Raw genomic sequence first — 17,733 nt, forward strand, 5'->3', positions numbered from 1 at the left:
TGGGGGAGTGACTGTGGGGGCGAAGCGGGTGGGGGAGTGACTGTGGGGGCAACTGCGCGAATCAGTCTGAATTTTTGAGCAATTCGAGCGCCGCGTCCCGGCCGGCGCCGAAGGGGTCGGTGCCGATACCGATCCCGTCTGCGACGAGGGCACCTTCGTGAAGCAGCATGATTGCCTCGACGAGACGTTCGTCGGCTAGTCCGTCCGTCGCCAGAACGCGCCGGAAAAGGTCTGACATCTCCCGCTTTTGTTCGGCGATGACAGCGAACACCGGATGTGAGTGATCGCTGAACTCGGCGTGCGCGTTGATCATGCTGCACCCTTTGCCTCCGCTCGCCTTGGACCAGGAGGCGGAAGCGTCGAATACCGCACTCAACTGTTCGGCGCGGCTAGCTCCGGCTGATGCGAGCTTCTCGTCGCGAAAGATTCGCCACCGCCGATCTCGAGCCCTCAGGTATTCAACGACGAGACCGTCTTTCGAGCCGAACCGTTCGTACAAAGTCTTCTTCGTGACGCCGGCGTCCAGTGCGACGGTATCCACGCCTACGGCATGAACCCCCTTTTCGTAGAACAGCTTCGACGCAGACTCCAGAATGCGACGCGCTTTCGGAGTCAATTCGGGTGTGGATTCCTCTGCCATGGACAAAAGTATACCGATCTGTATAGTCGGGCTCATGAGTAAACAGATCGGTATACCTCGGATCGTGACCTCGAGATCTGCCGTGACGGCTACCTTGTCGGTCCTGTTCGTCGCGTGCTGGAGTTCGGGATTCATCGGAGCCAAACTAGGCGCCGGCAGTGCCGGGGTCCCCACGCTGCTGATGTGGCGTTTTCTCCCGCTCGCGGTGGTACTGCTCCCGATTGTCTGGTTCTCCGCCCGGCGCCAGAACACGATGCCGACACCACGGGCTCTCGGCAGGCAGGTGGTGATCGGGATGCTCTCCCAGAGTGGCTACCTGTTGTCGGTGTACTGGGCAGTCGATCTCGGCGTGAACACCGGAACCACAGCGCTGATCGACGGTATTCAGCCGCTGGTGGCTGCCGCACTGCTCGGTCCGGTCCTCGGTGTCGCAGTCCCGCGTATGCAGTGGATCGGGTTGGCCATCGGAATGGGCGGCGTCGTGATGGTCACGGCAGCCGATGCCGGGGCCGGCACATCGGCGCAGTGGTGGGCGTACGCGATTCCGTTCCTGGGGATGCTCAGCCTGGTTGCATCCACCTTCGTCCAGCAACGCGCTCCCACGTCCACACCGCCACTGCAGGCTTTGGTCATCCACTGCTCAACCAGCGCAATAGTTTTCACAACTCTGGCGATCGTCTCGGATGCTGCCGTACCGCCGAGTGTCAGCACATTCTGGATCGCGTTGCTCTGGTTGATCGTGTTGTCCACCTTCGGTGGTTACGGGCTGTACTGGCTGTTGCTCCGCCGCATCGGCATTACGTCCGTCAACACCCTGATGTTCTTGATCGCCCCCGTCACCGCGGTCTGGGGTGCACTGATGTTCGGAGAATCCTTCACTCCGTTCACCGCGCTCGGCTTGGCGGTGGGCATCGTCGCCGTCGTCGTGGTCACCCGGGTGGGCAATCGCCCGAAGAAGCAGGACGAGGGCACGGATTCCTGCCCGCCGAGAGCTTCGATCACGTCGCGCTGATGAAGGCCGATCGGGATGTGAACCGCTCGCGGAGCGCGGTGAGTTGCTCTGCGGTGAGCTTCAGTCCGTTGATTGCGTAGTCCTCGACGGTGCCGAAGTGCGTGCGCATTTCGTCGAGAGCTGCGTCGAAATAGCTGTCACGGACTCCGAGGAGGGGTCGTAGCACTTCTGCGTCAACGCCTTTGCTCGCGGCGAAGTCGAGGATCGGTTCTGTCATGGGGGCCAGATCGGTGTTCGTCTCCAGGTAGTCGGCGCGTACATCGGCTTCGTCGGCCCCGAGGAGGAGTAGGAAAGAGGTCGCGGCCCACCCGGTTCGATCCTTGCCGGTGGTGCAGTGGAAAAGTGCTGCCCCGGTGCGTTTTTCGTCGATGAGGTCGAGGTAGAACGTGCGATAGGCGTCGAGAGCGGACGGCAGGCTGACGAAGTTGCGGTTGGCTTCCTCCATCTGTGCGATCCCACGTCCATCGCTGATGGTCTCGGCGTATGCGACCGGGTCCGTCATGAGTAGTCCAGTGGCCGCGGCGTTTTGGGCATTGTCGGCAAGTACGTCGAGCCAGACTGTGCGCGTCGAGTCAGGGAGATTGTCGAGTGCGCCGTCGCGCTCGGCGGCGGTCCTCAGGTCGTATACCGTCCGGACGTCCAAGTCGGCGACCGCGGCAAGGTCGTCGCCGTCGAGTTTCGCCAGAGTCGCCGAACGATAGAGCGCGCCCGCGCGGACGGTGCCGGCCGCAACAGGAATGCCACCGAGGTCCCGGAAGTTCGGAGCGGTCTTCAGGAGAACGCGGCGATCGAGCGGGTGAGTTGGCATGGCTGACTCCTTGTGGGTTCCGTTTCCGAACTGATCATTCATGCCTTCTGCACACTGCGCACGAGCTTTTCGGCATTGCGTCTCTTGATCCACTTGTCGATGACGAGAGCCATGAAGATCCACCCGCCCAATGCCGTGATCACCCACACGATGATCGGGGCGAGGATCCAGGACCCGACGCCGCTGATCTCGATACCGTCGGGGACCAGGGTCGCAACCCAGAGCGCGAGCAGTGTGGCGACCAAGCCGACACCACCCGCGAGCGGAGCCGCGTAGTGCAGTGCCACGCTGAGCACGAATGGGCCGAGGATCATGTGTGCGAGGGTTAATACACCGATAGCGGCCAAGAAGCCGTTCACGCTCAGGCTGACCCCGGGAAGAGCAAAATGCACGACGATCAGCGCGATCGCGCCGAGAACACATTGCGAAACGAGCTGAAATAACAGACGCATGGCTTGTACCTCCGTGATCAGGTCGAGTCACCCGAGAGTGGTGTGTGCGTGGGGAACGCTTTGCTGCAGGGCTTCGGGACGAGGCGCCGTCCAGGTGCCGTCGAGCACGGAGGGACGGGGGCGGTACAGGCGCAGTACGTAGTTCCACCCGGGCATGATGGGCAGTGCGTTCGCGACGCCGTCGAGATGGACCCCGAAGCGAATGGTGGTGCTGCCGTCGGAGTCTGGGGTGGCCGTGAGGCTGTTGATGCTGTTGACGCCCAGAGCGTTCTCTTCGAAGTATCCGGCCGCGTTGTACAGCGAGACCGACCAGAACGCATCCACGGGAACATCGTTCAGGCGGAGACGGTATTCCCCGACCGGGAGACGTTCGTCGAAGTTGACGTAGGTGGCCTCGTACTCGGGAAGGCCACCCCAGCCGGATGCGGTACCGAGCAGGTGCCTGATCGGATCGACTTCCGCAGCGGTACCGAATGAATGGTCGTACGTGGTGATGCCACGCGCGAGTGCGAGGAGTGCGTCGCGGGTCTCGGTCTGCGATTGCTCGTCGTAGTCGGGCAACGGGAACTCTCCCGTTCCGCCGCCGTCGATGTTGAGGGCGTCTTGCAACCGGTTCACCTCGGCGACGTCTTCGGGGCTGTTCGGATCGACGAGGATGCGCACGATCAGTGCGGCGTAGTCGGTCCCGACCAATTCACGCGTGAGCAGGTGCTCTCCCGGGTCGCGCAGGATGACGGGACCGTAATGATCTTGACTGACCACCCACACGGAGATGTAGCGCTTGCCGGTATCGGGCACCGTGATCGTGACGTTCTCGCGCACGTCGATGATCGCGCTGCTGTACAGAGTGTCGCGGTTCTGGCGGATGATCGGCTGGTTGTCGAGTGACCCGAGATCACGAGTGTGGTTCCACGTGCCCAGGCCGACGCCCGCGGCCAGGCGAGCGAACATGAGATCGGATTCTGCCCGATTGAAGTTCAGGACGTTGACGGCGATCGTGGACATAGCGGGTTCCATTCGGTGTCGGGTACGGAAGCGGGCGCGGGAATCCCTCGCCTCTGTCGGGGTGAATCAGCCGAGCAGTCGCGCTTTGGCGGCTTGGAACTCGGCCTCACTCAGCAGGCCTTGTGATTTGAGGTCGCCGAGTTTCTGCAACTCGGCGACGAGATCGACCGGGGCCGCGGGTGCGGGTGTGGGCATCGGGAGTGCGGCATGCTGCTGGGCGAATTCGTACTGCGCCTGCTCGTAGTCGGTCTGAGCTCTCCTTTGCCGGCGGGTGGCCATACCGTCGCTGACGGCGGTCGCAGTACCGGTGACGACCGCGGTGCGGGCGGCGAGGCCCAGTAGTCCGGGGCGGCCTCGTCTCGGGATGTACGGCATGTCAGACCTCCAATTTCGGGATGATCGTGTCCATGAGGGCATTGACGACGGGTGCGGGTATCCGCTCGTAACCCAGTAGCACCGCGCCTGACGCAGCGGTGCGGGCGGCGAGTTCGCGCTGATAGACCAGCTCGAGCGCGACCAGCAGCGCTGTGGCACCGGTGGGAATGGCTGCCGCGAGTTCGGTGATGTCCTCATGCCCGAGCAGACCGGACGCGCCGAGCATCTCGACGTTGATCTCGAAGCCGTTCGGCAACTCCTCGACCTCGACGAGGACGAGTTCACCGTCCTCGGACTTGGAGATGACGATCAGGTCGAGTAGTCGTACCAGGCCGGTGTCGGTGAGGTCGGTCAGCGCGGAGAGTGCGGCCGGGTCGAGGCTCTGTCCAGGCAGGCCGAGAAGGTAGAAGTCGACGGGGCCGAAACGCGCGGCACTCACGAGAGCACCTTCAGCTTGAGCGCGGCAAACTCGTCCTCGCTGATCGATCCGGCTTCGAGGAGTGCTGCAGCTGTGGCGATTTCCTCGCTGGGACTTTTTCCTGCGATCTGGCGGATATACGATTCGGCGGCATTCTCGGCGTCGCGCGCGGCTTTGTTGCTGCGTTCCGTCATCCCTTCGCCGCGGGCGACGAGATAGACGAGCGCGGTGAGGATGGGCAGGAAGAGCAGGAAGAACACCCAAACGGCCTTCAACCAGCCGTTCAGCTTGTGGTCGCGGAACAGGTCGGCGATGATCGCGAACAGCGCGAAGAGATATCCGATGAAGACGGTCGCCCACAGCATCCAGCCGAGGCTTTCCCAGAAGCTCATGTGTCTTATCCGTTTCGTGTCAGGCCTGCGCACACGGTATTCCGCTGACTCACGCATTTCGGTTGATTCCGGCAATTCTCACCGGTATCGGGGGGCTTCGATCGCGGTCTCATCCGAAGCGGATGAGACCGGATTTTCACGGACATCGAACGTCTCGAGTATCTTCGACACATGATCGAAGCCGTGCGTGACGCACTCGCCTCTGGTGAGGCGGAGCAGGCTCGACGAGTCCTGCGGAAAAACTGGCTTCGTTTGATTCTCGAATCTCACACCAGGGAACTCGAGCAGCTCTGCCTTGCTCATCCCGATCCCCACGATCCGCACATCCTGCTGATACGGGCGTGCTGCCGCGATCTCAGCGGTGATCCGTACGGCGCTGAGTTTCTCCGCGGGCAGGGTCTGCGGGTGGCGTCCGACGATTTTGTCGTCTGCTTCACCGACCTGCTGCTCGCTCCGGACACCTCGACCAAGGCCGTCATCGCCGATCGCGCGCGTCACGCGCTCGCCCAGTGCGAGCCCGAGGACGATTACCCGTCCGCGCTTTTCCTCCTCGGATGGACCGAGGTCAGGCTTCGTCGTGACCTTCCTCGTGCCATCGCGCTACTTCGCTCGGCCGGCGACGAGGCGCAGTTGCAGTCGCGTACGGAGACGTTGCGTCTCGCACAATCCAATTTGGCTTTCGCACTCACCCACGCAGGGATATTCACCGAAGCCGAACAGATCCTCGACGGCCTTCCTGCTCGAGAGGTGGCGTCCGACTGGGAACGCTTCGAAGGCGGTCTCCCACAGTCGAATCGAGGGTGCATCGCCTACTGGCGTGGTGACTTCGACGAGGCGATCGCTCAGTTCGACTCGATCATCGAGGAGGGCAGTCCCGGAACCAACTTCGAGGCGCTCGCCCGTCTGTACCTGGTAATGAGCCTGATCGCTCTGAACCGGGAAGACCGGTACCACAACGCCGCTCGTCTGCTGCGAGGCGTGAGCACTGCGGACAAGCACGGCATTCCTTGGGATACGCTGCGGCGCGTCACCACGGCCTGGCTCGCCCACGCTCAAGGACAGGACGAGCAAGCTCGCCGCATCGCAATGCCCACGCTGACCAGAACAGGTGCTGCGGTCGCTCACGCGCTTCTCGCGGAGCTCTACCGAGTCATGGGGGATCCGGGCCCGTCGGCTCAAGCGCTTCGCTTGGCAACCTCGGCCGCGCTGCCGCGATATGCGCTGGTGAGCACCCTTGTCACGTCTGCCGCCCTGAGCTCCGTCGCCGGGCGTGGACCGCAGGCGCACGAGCAGTTGGATCGTGCGCTGGCGGAAGCAATCCCCGAGCGGATTCTCGCCCCATTTCTGAGCGGCGATCCGGTAATCGTCGATCTGTTGAACGCGCACGCAACACAGGGGTCGAGACACCAGGAGCTCCTGCGCACGATTCTGGAAAAACGGGGCCAGCTCTCTGCCAAACTCGCCGGAGTCCTGACGGAACGTGAGAAAGAGATCCTCACTTTTCTGCGAACTACGATGACTGCAGACGAGATCGCTGCGCACCTCGGCATCGCCTATCCCACTGTGAAGACTCACATTCGCTCGATCTACCGCAAACTAGGCGTGACCAAACGGCGTGCCGCTGTTCAAGCAGCCGACAACCTAGACCGCGGGATCGGGGGCGATTCCGCGGCGGAGGCTGCGAACCGTCAGGTCCAAGGCTTGTAGGCGCGTCCCGGAACCACGGTTCACGTAGTCCATCGACGTGTAGAGCAGTGACCACAGCAGGTTCTGCACCCAGTCCGAACCCATGTCGGGGTCGATGGAACCGTCGGAGTGTCCGCGCTCGATGGCATCGGTGACTGAGTCGTCGTTCGACGCGGACTCGGCAAACGAATCTTCCTGATACACACCGGGAGTGAAGAACAGGACCGTCAAGAGGTCGGCCAGTTCGAAGTATTCATGGCACAGGCGAACCAGCGCTTCGGCTCCGGTACCCTCGCCGAGTCGAGCTGCTGCTGCTGCCTCTCCGACGGCGCGGGTGGCCTCGGCCGCGACTGCGTCGACCAGGTCTGACCGTTCGGGAAAGTAGCGGTGCAAAGTGGTCCGGCCGACCTTTGCGGCCGAAGCGATCTCGCTGAGGGTCGCAGCAGGCTTGGATGCGAACACCGAAACGGCAGCATCGAGGATGGCCTTCCGTGTGCGCTCGCGGGTCGCGCTTTGTTCTGGTGCACTGTGGATCGTTGTCACGAATCCGAAGCGTAGCCGTGTCCGGTTTCGGTATCCAGTGTTTCCGAATCGGAATTTCTCTTGCCCTTTATGGAACATTCGTGTTCCATAAATTCATGCTTGAATCCGACGCTTCTCAGCCCGCACCGAAATGGAGCAATCTCCGCGTCCTCTCGGAGTTCGCTCGACCGCATCTGCCGTCGCTCCTTCTCGGATTGGTACTGGCGCTGTGCGGCTCGGCGGCGACGCTGGCAACGCCGATGGTCACCAAGTGGGTTCTCGACACCCTCGATACCGGTGCGTCGCTGAAAGGACCTATCCTCACGCTCGTCGTCCTTCTGATCGTCGGTGCCGTGCTCGGTTGTGCTCAGTGGATCGTTCTCGGAACCGCCGCCGAGAAGGTTGTCTTCGACGCCAGGTCGTCGCTGGTGAAGCGATTCCTGGCGGCGACCGTACCTTCGCTGCAATCGCGATCCGTGGGTGAATTGGTCACCCGGGTCACGTCTGACACCTTGCTGCTGCGGGAGGCTGCGTCGTCGGCCGCGGTGAATATTCTGAACGCAGCCGCGTTGACCATCGGAACGATTGTTCTGATGGGCGTACTGGATCTGCCGTTGTTGGGCGTCACCATGGTGGCAATCGTGTTCGCCTCCATACTCTTTGCGGTTCTGATGCCTCGGATTTCCGCAGCGGAAGCGCGAACCCAGGAATCGCTCGGTCAGCTCGGCGGCGTTCTCGAGGGTGGCTTGCGTGCGATCCGGACGGTCAAGGTTTCCCTCGCCGAGGATCGCGTCGGGGCTCTGGTGACGAACAATGCGTCCGATGCGAAAAAGCATGCGATCACGGCAGTTCGAGTGTCGGCAACCGCGTGGACTGTCGCGTGGACCGCCATTCAAGGATCGATCATTGCCATCCTCGGCTTTGGTGCCTGGCGAGTCGCCGACGGCGAAATGGCAGTCTCGACGCTCATCGCGTTTCTGCTCTACGCCTTCACCCTGATGGGGCCGGTGTCGGAGCTTGCGCAGAACGTGACCTCCGTTCAGTCGGGAATCGCGGCAGCTATCCGGATTCGCGAGATGCAGTCGTTGCCCACCGAGCAGTACGACGAGGTCGTGGACGTGGTCGCGAAAACCAACGCTGCCGCGCCGCTGATCGAGTTGCGCGACGTCACCGTGAGCTACCACGGATCGAACCAGCCGGCGTTGCGCGATGTCTCGCTGGTCATTCCGACGCGTGGGCACATGGCCATCGTCGGCCCGTCGGGTGCAGGAAAGACGACCTTGCTCTCGACCGTGCTGCGATTTGTCGAACCGCGATCGGGTGAGGTTCTCCTGCATGGAGTCGGTTACGACGCGCTCGATCACCGCGCTGTGCGCGAGAGTCTCGCATACGTGGAGCAGGAGACACCGGTGGTGCCCGGAACGATTCGGGAGAACGTCGTCTTCAGCCATCCCGATGCGACGGACGAAGAAGTCCAGGCCGTTCTGCGCTTGCTCCGGCTCGACGACGCGATCGAGGCCCTGCCCAACGGACTCGACACCGCTCTGACGGCCACTTCGCTGTCGGGCGGCCAACGTCAGCGGATCGCGATGGCGCGCGCAGTTCTGCGGCCGAGTGCTTTGCTTCTGCTCGACGAAGCCACTGCCCAGGTCGACACGCTCACCGAAGCCGCGATTGTCGACGCGATCAACGAACGTGCGCGCACCGGGGCCGTGGTGACTATCGCTCACCGGCTCTCGACGGTGCGTGACGCCGACTGGATCGTGGTCATGGAAGACGGTCGGATCCGCAACATCGGCAACCATGACGAGCTCATGGACAAGGACGATCTGTACCGCGACATGGTGGTTGCCGGCCGGCTCGATCAGGGCGAGGCAATGCTCGAGGATTGTTGACCCGACGCGTCGGCGTGTGCGAGAGTGCTGATACCGAGCGATCGCTCGGTCGGGATGTTCTTTCGGAGGTGGCTGGTGGCAATCGATCTGACGTACGCGCCCGAGGTGGTGGCGCTGATCGAGAAGACGCGCGACTTCACGCGCAACGTAGTGCTCCCCATCGAAGACGAACACGCCGGTGACATCGCTGTAGCGGGTGGCGATGCAATCCGCATCGAGATGCAGTCGGCAGCAAAAGAAGCCGGTGTCTTCGCCCCGCATGCGCCGATCGAGTACGGCGGACACGGACTCAACATGAGTGATCGCGCGCCGGTCTTCGAGGAAGCCGGCTACTCGCTATTCGGGCCGACGGCGCTCAACATCGCGGCGCCGGACGAGGGCAACGTTCACATGCTGGCCCACGTGGCGAACGAAGCACAGAAGCAGCAGTTCCTCGCGCCGCTCGCAAGCGGGGACATGCGGTCGGCATTCGCCATGACCGAACCCGCGCCGGGAGCGGGTTCCGATCCCTCGGCTTTGAACACCCGCGCCGAAAAAGTCCCCGGTGGCTGGAAGATCAACGGTAAGAAATGGTTCATCACCGGCGCCGACGGCGCCGGGTTCTTCATCATCATGGCGCGCACGTCCGGTGAGCCCGGGCAGCGCGGCGGAGCGACCATGTTCCTGGCGCCGACGGACACTCCCGGCCTGGTAGTGGGTCGACACATCGACACCCTCGACAAGGCCATGATCGGTGGGCACTGCGAGGTCACGTTCGAGGATCTCTTCGTACCCGACGAGGCCGTTCTCGGTGAGGTCGATCAAGGTTTCGCCTACGCGCAGGTTCGCCTCGGTCCCGCCCGCATGACGCACGTGATGCGCTGGCTCGGTGCAGCGCGCCGCGGCCACGACGTCGCCGTGGCCAGAGTTGCCGAACGAGAAGGCTTCGGCTCGAAACTCGGTGATCTCGGAATGATCCAGAAGATGGTCGCCGACAACGAGATCGACATCGCAGCCAGCCGCGCACTTCTGGTGCAGGCCTGCTTCGAACTCGATCAGGGCGGGCACGCGAGCAACGCGACGTCCATCGCCAAGACTTACGCTGCCGAGGCGATCTTCCGGATCGTGGACCGCTCCATTCAGATGTGTGGCGGAATGGGCGTGTCCGGCGATCTGCCGCTGGCACGCTTGTCCCGCGAAGTGCGTCCCTTCCGCGTCTACGACGGCCCGTCCGAGGTTCATCGCTGGGCAATTGCGAAACGTGTTGTCGGAGCTGCGAAGCGCGCTGCTCGGGAGGAGTCGAAGTGACGGACTTTCCAGGACTCGATCTCGCGGCGCTCCACAAGTATCTGCAAGCCGCTGGCGTCGAGGTGAGCGGAGAGTTGCGAGCCGAACTGATTTCAGGCGGCAAATCCAATCTCACCTACGGAATCTTCGACGACAACTCGAAGTGGATTCTCCGTCGTCCACCCACGGCCGGCCTCACGCCGTCGGCGCACGATGTTGCGCGCGAGTTCCGAATCACCTCGGCGTTGCAGAACACCGCCGTGCCGGTCGCGCCGACCGTCGTGCTGTGCGAGGACGCCTCGGTGATGGGTGCGTCGTTCACGGTGGTCGAGTTCGTCACCGGTCAAGTGATCCGAACCAAAACCGAGTTGGAAGCTGTTCCGGCAGCGCAGGTCACGCAGTGCACCGACGAGTTGGTGCGTGTTCTCGCTGCACTGCACGACGTCGACTACACCGCAGTGGGTCTCGGCGAACTCGGCAGACCCGACGGTTACGTAGCCCGCCAGGTGAAGTTGTGGGCCGGTCAATGGTCACGCGTCAAGACCGAGGACTCGGCCGATGTGGACAGGTTGGCGTCGAGCCTCGCGGAATTGATTCCGGCGGAATCAGCCTCGTCGATCGTGCACGGCGACTACCGGATCGACAACACGATTCTCGCGGCGAACGACGTCACCAAGGTTGCCGCAGTGGTGGACTGGGAACTGTCGACGCTGGGCGATCCGCTGGCGGACATCGCGATGATGTGCGTCTATCGGCATCCCGCGCTGGATCTGGTTCTGGGTGAGCCTGCTGCGTGGACGAGCCCGTCGCTACCGTCCGTTGTCGATCTGGCGCAACGGTATTCGTCCGTTTCGGGTCGTGAACTGGCGCATTGGAACTTCTACACGGCGCTCGGGTTCTTCAAACTCGCCGTCGTGGCGCAGGGCATCGATCACCGATTCCGAGCAGGAGCCACCGTCGGCGGGGGATTCGACAAGGCTGGATCTTCTGTGCCGGAACTGATCTCGGCCGGACTCAACGCACTGCAAGGGAAATTCGAATGACTCGATCAGCACTGGTCACCGGCGCCTCCAAGGGAATCGGGCTCGGCATCGCAACACGCTTGGCTTCGCAAGGGTACGGGCTGACCATCACAGCGCGTGATACCGAGCGGCTCGCCGTTGTCGCCGAAGAACTTACGCGCGCCGGATCGCCGGACGTCGTCGTCTCGGCCGGCGACATGGCGGACGAGAACTTCGCCGCAGCACTCGTCGCCACACACAATGAGCGATTCGGCTCCATGAGGGCTCTCGTCCTCAACGCCGGAGTGGGAACCAGTGGGCGAGTAGCGGATTACCCGATGCGACGTTTCGACAAGACCGTTGCCGTCAATCTCCGAACACCGTTTGCACTATTGCAAGCGTCGCTGCCGCTCCTGCGTACAGCGGCGGACGCGGACCTTGCCGGCGGAGCGAAGGTGATCGCTCTCGCCTCGATGGCCGGTGTGTATGCCGAGAGCGGCCTGGCCGTCTACGGAGCCACCAAAGCTGCGCTGATTTCGATGGTCGAGGCACTCAACGCCGAGGAATCCGGAAACGGCGTCAGTGCGACGGCCATCGCTCCCGGTTACGTCGACACCGACATGTCGGCATGGACACACGATCGGATCACACCGGACACCATGATCAAGGTCGACGACATCGTGGAGTTGGTGGACGGTCTGCTCAAGCTCTCGTCTCGAGCGGTCGTTCCGAAGGTCGTCATGGCGCGGGCCGGGACCAACGGCTACTCCGCCTGAAATTTCAATCCAGCTTGGCTTCGCCCCGCTTGCGAAAGAAGTGAAAGCCGGGCACCCCGACGATCGCCTGCCGCAGGTCCTTGACCACTCCGAGGAGTTCGTGGATCTCGGGCGAGACGGAGTCCAAGGTTCCGAGGATGGGCAGCACCGCGGCCACCCGGTCGGTGAGCTCCGGTAGTTGGTCGATCAGCTTGATCGCGGCGCTGACCTCTGCCTCGGAAAGGTCGTCGGCGAACCTGGCAGCCAGCGGCGCGAGCTGTAGGGCGATGGGCTCGTAGATCTCGAGGAGTTGTCCCGCGATGTCCGAGGTCTGCTCGACGGCCTCGACCAGTGTCTCAGCGCGAACGGTCACGGCGGCGGCTCCGATGACGACGCGGTCGGCGTTGTCGGCGATCTGGTTGATGCGTGCCACCAACCTCTCGACCGAGAAGAGGAGCGCCTCGAGTCGAGTGGGCAGGGTGACCGCAAAAGCGACCGTGGACAGGGACCAGTGCACCACGTCGCCGACGGAGCGGACGACGGTGGAGCTGCCGGGCAAAACTAGAGCCATCCCTCGATACTGCCTGATGTGACGTCAAAGTACAGGTAAATCTCACATTCACGAGGCCAGCGGCGTCTTCGAGGTGTCGGTGCCGGCGCGGACAATCAATTCACTCGCTGCCTGCTGCACCGCGCAACCTGGAAGGATCGAGACATGACGGCTATCCGTACGCACACCGTGATCGACTCGCCGATCGGGGAGTTGACGCTGGTAGCAGCAGGTGACGACCTCTGCGGGCTGTACATGGCGGAGCATCGCCACAAGCCGGACGAGTCCACGTTCGGTGATCGTTCCGCGGCGGTCTTCGGTGAAGTCGAATCGCAGCTCACCGAGTACTTCGAGGGTGATCGCACGGAGTTCTCCGTTCCGCTGGCGCCCGTGGGCACCGAGTTCCAGAAGCGGGTGTGGGACACCTTGCGAACGATCCCGTACGGCGAAACCTGGACCTACATGGAGCTCGCGCAAACTTTGGGTAACCCGCTTGCGATCCGTGCTGCCGCCGCGGCAAACGGCAAGAATCCGATCAGCATCATCGTTCCCTGTCATCGCGTGGTCGGTAGCGACGGAAGTCTGACCGGTTTCGCCGGCGGCCTCGAACGTAAGCGGTTCCTGCTCGACCGCGAGCACGGCGGCGAATCGGATGTCCTCTTCTGATGCGCTCGGCTCACAATTCGGTGATCGGGAACGTCTACCGGTCGTGACACTCAAACCGTTCGAAGACGTCGTGACCGAATACGGTGCAGTGGTCCTCCGTGTCTGCCGCGCGGTGGTCGGGCCCGTCGACGCCGAGGACGCGTGGTCCGAGACGTTCATCGCGGCGATGCGGGCATACCCGGATCTGAACCCGGACGCGAACATCGAAGCCTGGCTGGTCACCATCGCGCACCGCAAGGCGATCGACATCACCCGAGTGCGTGCCCGCGTGGCCGTGCCGACAGACGACGTTCCGGAGTTGCCGACGCGAATCGGCGTGCCGGGCACGTGGGATCACGAACTCTGGGACGCACTCGAACAACTACCACTCAAACAACGTGCGGCGGTCGCCTATCACTTTCTGGGTGGGCTGCCGTACGCAGAGATCGCGGACATCCTCGGCAACACGCCGGCAGCCGCCAGACGCGCGGGTGCCGACGGTATCGCCACCCTACGAAGAACCTACTTGTCCGCTACCGCTGCGGAAGGGAGTCACTCATGAGTAACGATGTGTTCGAGGCACTTCCAGCCGTTGACGCCGACGCCATGATCCGCCTACGGGCGCGCCTGGCTGCGCAGGCGTCCGAAGCCGAATTGATCGACGTGGCATATCGAACCGTCGATTCGCCGGTCGGAAAGCTGCTGCTGGCGGCAACTGATGTCGGCCTGGTGCGGGTTGCCTTTGCCGTCGAAGGGCACGACCTCGTTCTGGAACGATTGGCGGACACCGTCAGCCCTCGTGTGCTTCATTACCCGCGCAGGCTGGACACTGTCGCTCGCGAGTTGGACGAGTACTTTGCCGGTGCGCGTCGAGAATTCGATCTGCGCTTGGATTTCCAACTCGCGAAAGGGTTTCGACGCGAAGTGTTGCGTCATCTTCCCGAGATCGAATACGGCCACACTGCAAGCTATTCGGTGGTCGCGGCAGCGTCGGGAAGCCCACGTGCGGTGCGTGCCGTAGGGACCGCATGTGCAAAGAACCCGCTGCCGTTGGTGGTCCCGTGTCACCGGGTGGTGCGCAGCGACGGCAGCCTCGGGCAGTACGCGGGTGGCCCCGAACTGAAAGCGATTCTGCTGGATCTGGAAGCCGGCCGGTGAGCGCAGTGACGCTGCGCTTTCAGGCGCCCTATGCAGTCGAACCGCTCACCGGTGCCCTGCGGGCTCACTGCGTCGCAGGCCTCGAGCGTCACGACGACGGTGTTCACACCAGAGTCGTACCGTTGCCTTCCGGACCCGTTGTCGTGTCGGTGTCGTGGACCGACGACGGTGTCGTCGTGGATTCCGATGTGCCGGTAACGGATTCCGCAGTGCTGGAGGTGATCGTGCGCCGTTGGCTCGACCTCGACGCCGATCACACTGCTGTCGAAGCGGCGTTCGGTAGCGATGAGTTGTTGGCCCCACTCGTTGCCGCCCGTCCAGGATTGCGGGTGCTCGGCTCGGTGGACGGTTTCGAGACCGCAGTGCTCACCGTTCTGGGGCAACAGGTTTCGCTCGCCGCAGCGAGGACGTTCGGTGGTCGTTTTGTCAGCGCATTCGGGGTACCGGTGCAAGGGGATTTTCTTGCCTTCCCTGATCCGGACGTGGTTGCAGCGCAATCAACCGAGGGCATACAGAAAGCCGTCGGATTGACCACAGCGCGCGCAAGGACAGTGCACACGCTGGCAACTGCGGCAGCGAACGGCCTCGATCTCTCCTGGAATGCGGATCCTGTCCAATTTCGGCGAGAGCTGTTGACGCTAAAGGGAATCGGACCGTGGACCGCTGACTATCTCACTGTTCGAATTCTCGGTGATCGCGACGCATTCGTACCCGACGATCTGGTGTTGAAGCGAGCGTTGGGGGTTTCGTCGGGCAAAGAAGCCGCAGCGTTGTCCGAGCGCTGGCGACCCTGGCGAGCGTACGCACTCTTTCATCTGTGGACAAAGGAAGCGTTTCTGTAGTCGGTCAGTCTTTCGCGCGGGCCAGTTCGGACGGCCACCAAATACGTTTCCCGATGTCGTGAGAGAGCGCAGGCACCAGGACACTGCGCACGATGATCGTATCGAGCAACACACCGAAGGCCACGGCAAATCCGATCTCGGCGAGGAAGACCAGCGGCAGGATGCCCAGTACGGCAAATGTTGCGGCCAAGACGATTCCGGCTGAGGTGATCACACCCCCGGTCACCGCAAGACCGCGCAGGACACCTGCACGGGTACCGAATTCTCCGGTCTCCTCCCGGACTCTGGTCATCAGGAAGATGTTGTAGTCGATACCCAGTGCGACGAGGAAGACGAAGGCGAACAGCGGGAACGATTGATCCGCCCCGGCGAACCCGAATACGTGTGTGAAGAAGAATCCGCTCACACCGAGGGTCGCCGCGAAGGAAAGCACCACGGTGACAATGAGAATCACCGGGATCAGCAGAGCGCGGAGCAAAGCGGCCAGAACCAGGAAGATCACCACCAACACGATCGGGATGATCAGGTTTCTGTCGCGGACCGAGGCCGCCTGGACATCAAGGGTGGTGGCCGTGCTGCCGCCGACGAGCGCGTCGGCGCCGGGCACGTCGTGGACGGCAGTCCGCAGTCGCTTGACAGTTTCGAGTGCCTGCGGCGAATCGTAAGAGTCGGCGAGGGTTGCATTGATCATGGTTCGGCCGTCGATCGGTGCAACGGTGAAAGCCGCAGGGGCGCAACCCGCAGCGGCGGCTTGTGCGACGGCAGCGGGGTTGGTCTTGATCAAATCGCTGACCTTTGCGACGTCCACCTGGGTGCAGACGGCGCCGGGATCCTGCGAGATACCTTCGACGCCGCTGGCTGCTTTGATGACGGCGTCGGCCTGGTCGGCGTTTGCGGTGATCACGGCCGGTGCGCCGGCTCCGGGATCGAACTTCGAGTCGTAGAGTTCCTGTCCGACAACGGCGTCGGGACGATTGGTGAAGCTTTCGGTAGACGTCAGGCCATCGGTTTTGAGACTGCCGATCCCGGCCGCGAACAGGATGATCAACAACACTGTGGCGCCGATCCACAGTGGGCGGTCCTTGCTACCGACGGCCTCGGCGATCTTGCCCCACATCCCGTGCGTCGTAAGGTCTGCGGCGTGATCGACCTTGGGCTTGCGCGGCCAGAAGACCCACCGTCCGGTGGCGGCCAGAGCGACCGGCATGAACGTCATCATCACCAGATAGGTGCAGGCGATCCCGATGGCGGCGACGGGTCCGAGGCTCTTGTTGGAGTTGAGTTGAGAGAACGTCAGGCAAAGCAGACCGAGAATCACGGTGACAGCCGAAGCGGTGATGGCCGGCGCAGACTCGCGCCAGGCCTTGATCATCGCGTCGAAGCGGTTGGGATACGTGTGCAATTCTTCGCGATAGCGAGAGATCAAGAGTAGGGCGTAGTCGGTACCGGCACCGATCACCAACACGAAAAGGATGCCTTGAGATTGTCCGGTCAGAGTGAGTAATTCGGCTTTCGCGAGAAAATAGATCACCATCGACGACAAGCCGATGGCGAGGAGCGCGGAGAACAGCGGGAAGAACCACAACACCGGCGATCGGTACACGACAAGCAGGATGAGGATCACGACCAGGAGTGCCGCGCCAAGGAGCGCTCCGTCCAGACCGGCAAAGGCGTCGATGAACGCAACGAGTAGCCCACCTGGCCCGGCTGGGAGTACCTCGACATCACCAGCTGCTTGTTTTGCTGCGTCGATGACGTTCTGCTCGGTGGTCGCCAGGACATCGCCTGCCACGGATGTGTCTCCGTCCTTGGCGACGAGTGGCACGAAGATCGACGCAGTTGTGCCGTCGGCGGAGTACTGAGTGGGCTGCATACCGTCGGCGTCTACCCCGGAGATGCCGGCAATGGCGCCGTAGGCCGAGTTGATTGCAGATTTGTCCGCCTCGGTGAGGGCCGAATCTCGATGGAACAGAACAAATCCAGGGATCGTCTCGACTGCGAGGAAGTTCGCGGATTGGTTGCTGACGATTGTCGATTCGGCGGAACTCGGGAGGTACGAGGCGTTGTCGTTCTTTTGAACCTCGGCGAGTTTGCCCTGGAAAGAACCGCCGAATCCGCCTGCGACGAAGGCGAAGATCGCAAGGGCGATCACGGTGAAGATCGGCACGCGAAGGCGCTTCACGGCTCCGCGCTCGTTCCGTTCTGCGTCAGTTGTGTCCAGCTTGGTCATGGTTCTCCTCGAACGCAGTCGACCAGCACCAACAAAGCAACATTTTCCAGTAGAACACGCAATACGGGCGCGGTGGAACCA

Annotated in this window: 20 protein-coding genes; 10 read left to right on the forward strand and 10 right to left on the reverse strand. The window is 62.7% G+C overall.

Going from position 1 to position 17,733, the window contains the following annotated elements:
• Positions 1–61: 61 nt before the first annotated feature.
• A complete protein-coding gene (locus ASU23_RS07015; RefSeq protein WP_058037613.1) occupies positions 62–640 on the reverse strand; it encodes a TetR/AcrR family transcriptional regulator in 579 nt (192 codons plus the stop codon).
• Positions 641–674: 34 nt separating this feature from the next.
• Here ASU23_RS07015 and ASU23_RS07020 point away from each other — a divergent pair, with 34 nt between their 5' ends.
• Positions 675–1,652, forward strand: a complete 978-nt coding sequence (locus ASU23_RS07020) for a DMT family transporter (RefSeq protein WP_253741243.1) — start codon at positions 675–677, stop codon at positions 1,650–1,652.
• Here the strand turns inward: ASU23_RS07020 and ASU23_RS07025 are convergent.
• From ASU23_RS07025 to ASU23_RS07050, 6 genes are all read right to left on the reverse strand, one after another.
• On the reverse strand, positions 1,639–2,460 hold the full coding sequence (locus ASU23_RS07025) for a tyrosine-protein phosphatase (RefSeq protein ID WP_242692582.1): 822 nt from the start codon (positions 2,458–2,460) through the stop codon (positions 1,639–1,641). The two genes, ASU23_RS07020 and ASU23_RS07025, sit on opposite strands and share 14 nt — an antisense overlap.
• A 38-nt stretch (positions 2,461–2,498) precedes the next feature.
• On the reverse strand, positions 2,499–2,912 hold the full coding sequence (locus ASU23_RS07030) for a phage holin family protein (RefSeq protein WP_058037615.1): 414 nt from the start codon (positions 2,910–2,912) through the stop codon (positions 2,499–2,501).
• A gap of 27 nt (positions 2,913–2,939) precedes the next feature.
• Positions 2,940–3,917, reverse strand: a complete 978-nt coding sequence (locus ASU23_RS07035) for a DUF1214 domain-containing protein (protein ID WP_030537231.1) — start codon at positions 3,915–3,917, stop codon at positions 2,940–2,942.
• Positions 3,918–3,983: 66 nt separating this feature from the next.
• Entirely contained in the window at positions 3,984–4,292 is a 309-nt protein-coding gene (locus tag ASU23_RS07040) for an SHOCT domain-containing protein (protein WP_058037616.1), read from the reverse strand.
• A 1-nt stretch (position 4,293) separates the two neighbouring features.
• Positions 4,294–4,731: a DUF6325 family protein gene (locus ASU23_RS07045; RefSeq protein WP_058037617.1), complete on the reverse strand. Its 438-nt coding sequence runs from the start codon at positions 4,729–4,731 to the stop codon at positions 4,294–4,296.
• Entirely contained in the window at positions 4,728–5,102 is a 375-nt protein-coding gene (locus ASU23_RS07050) for a PLDc N-terminal domain-containing protein (RefSeq protein ID WP_058037618.1), read from the reverse strand. Before ASU23_RS07050 ends, ASU23_RS07045 begins: the two co-directional genes overlap by 4 nt.
• Positions 5,103–5,273: 171 nt before the next feature.
• Here ASU23_RS07050 and ASU23_RS07055 point away from each other — a divergent pair, with 171 nt between their 5' ends.
• A complete protein-coding gene (locus tag ASU23_RS07055) occupies positions 5,274–6,809 on the forward strand; it encodes a LuxR family transcriptional regulator (protein WP_058037619.1) in 1,536 nt (511 codons plus the stop codon).
• On the opposite strand, the gene ASU23_RS07060 is transcribed toward ASU23_RS07055, so the two are convergent.
• Positions 6,744–7,331, reverse strand: a complete 588-nt coding sequence (locus tag ASU23_RS07060; protein WP_030537226.1) for a TetR/AcrR family transcriptional regulator — start codon at positions 7,329–7,331, stop codon at positions 6,744–6,746. The two genes, ASU23_RS07055 and ASU23_RS07060, sit on opposite strands and share 66 nt — an antisense overlap.
• A gap of 95 nt (positions 7,332–7,426) precedes the next feature.
• Here ASU23_RS07060 and ASU23_RS07065 point away from each other — a divergent pair, with 95 nt between their 5' ends.
• The 4 genes from ASU23_RS07065 to ASU23_RS07080 all read left to right on the forward strand — a co-directional run bounded on the left by ASU23_RS07065 (position 7,427) and on the right by ASU23_RS07080 (position 12,248).
• Positions 7,427–9,205, forward strand: a complete 1,779-nt coding sequence (locus ASU23_RS07065; RefSeq protein ID WP_007729612.1) for an ABC transporter ATP-binding protein — start codon at positions 7,427–7,429, stop codon at positions 9,203–9,205.
• A 75-nt stretch (positions 9,206–9,280) separates the two neighbouring features.
• A complete protein-coding gene (locus ASU23_RS07070) occupies positions 9,281–10,492 on the forward strand; it encodes an acyl-CoA dehydrogenase family protein (protein WP_003940162.1) in 1,212 nt (403 codons plus the stop codon).
• Positions 10,489–11,514, forward strand: coding sequence for a phosphotransferase family protein (locus tag ASU23_RS07075; protein ID WP_058037620.1), 1,026 nt, complete (start codon positions 10,489–10,491; stop codon positions 11,512–11,514). Before ASU23_RS07070 ends, ASU23_RS07075 begins: the two co-directional genes overlap by 4 nt.
• Positions 11,511–12,248 (forward strand): SDR family oxidoreductase, encoded by a 738-nt coding sequence (locus ASU23_RS07080; protein WP_030537223.1) that lies wholly within the window; start codon positions 11,511–11,513, stop codon positions 12,246–12,248. The genes ASU23_RS07075 and ASU23_RS07080 overlap by 4 nt, the downstream gene beginning before the upstream one ends.
• A gap of 4 nt (positions 12,249–12,252) precedes the next feature.
• Here the strand turns inward: ASU23_RS07080 and ASU23_RS07085 are convergent, their stop codons facing one another.
• A complete protein-coding gene (locus tag ASU23_RS07085) occupies positions 12,253–12,798 on the reverse strand; it encodes a hypothetical protein (protein WP_007729604.1) in 546 nt (181 codons plus the stop codon).
• A gap of 144 nt (positions 12,799–12,942) precedes the next feature.
• On the opposite strand from ASU23_RS07085, the gene ASU23_RS07090 reads away from it, so the two are divergent.
• The 4 genes from ASU23_RS07090 to ASU23_RS07105 are packed head-to-tail and all read left to right on the forward strand — an operon-like array spanning position 12,943 to position 15,422.
• The gene (locus ASU23_RS07090; protein WP_030537222.1) at positions 12,943–13,443 is read left to right on the forward strand and encodes a methylated-DNA--[protein]-cysteine S-methyltransferase; all 501 of its coding nucleotides are present in this window, start codon (positions 12,943–12,945) and stop codon (positions 13,441–13,443) included.
• The gene (locus tag ASU23_RS07095) at positions 13,430–13,984 is read left to right on the forward strand and encodes an RNA polymerase sigma factor (RefSeq protein ID WP_080961251.1); all 555 of its coding nucleotides are present in this window, start codon (positions 13,430–13,432) and stop codon (positions 13,982–13,984) included. The genes ASU23_RS07090 and ASU23_RS07095 overlap by 14 nt, the downstream gene beginning before the upstream one ends.
• Complete coding sequence (locus ASU23_RS07100) at positions 13,981–14,580, forward strand: methylated-DNA--[protein]-cysteine S-methyltransferase (RefSeq protein ID WP_007729599.1); 600 nt, start codon at positions 13,981–13,983, stop codon at positions 14,578–14,580. The genes ASU23_RS07095 and ASU23_RS07100 overlap by 4 nt, the downstream gene beginning before the upstream one ends.
• Positions 14,577–15,422 (forward strand): DNA-3-methyladenine glycosylase, encoded by an 846-nt coding sequence (locus tag ASU23_RS07105; RefSeq protein ID WP_058037621.1) that lies wholly within the window; start codon positions 14,577–14,579, stop codon positions 15,420–15,422. The genes ASU23_RS07100 and ASU23_RS07105 overlap by 4 nt, the downstream gene beginning before the upstream one ends.
• A gap of 4 nt (positions 15,423–15,426) precedes the next feature.
• On the opposite strand, the gene ASU23_RS07110 is transcribed toward ASU23_RS07105, so the two are convergent.
• Complete coding sequence (locus ASU23_RS07110; RefSeq protein WP_050654594.1) at positions 15,427–17,652, reverse strand: MMPL family transporter; 2,226 nt, start codon at positions 17,650–17,652, stop codon at positions 15,427–15,429.
• Between the last annotated feature and the right edge of the window lie 81 nt (positions 17,653–17,733).

The organism is Rhodococcus sp. KB6, from assembly GCF_001445685.1.
Classification (GTDB): Bacteria; Actinomycetota; Actinomycetes; order Mycobacteriales; family Mycobacteriaceae; genus Rhodococcus_F; species Rhodococcus_F qingshengii.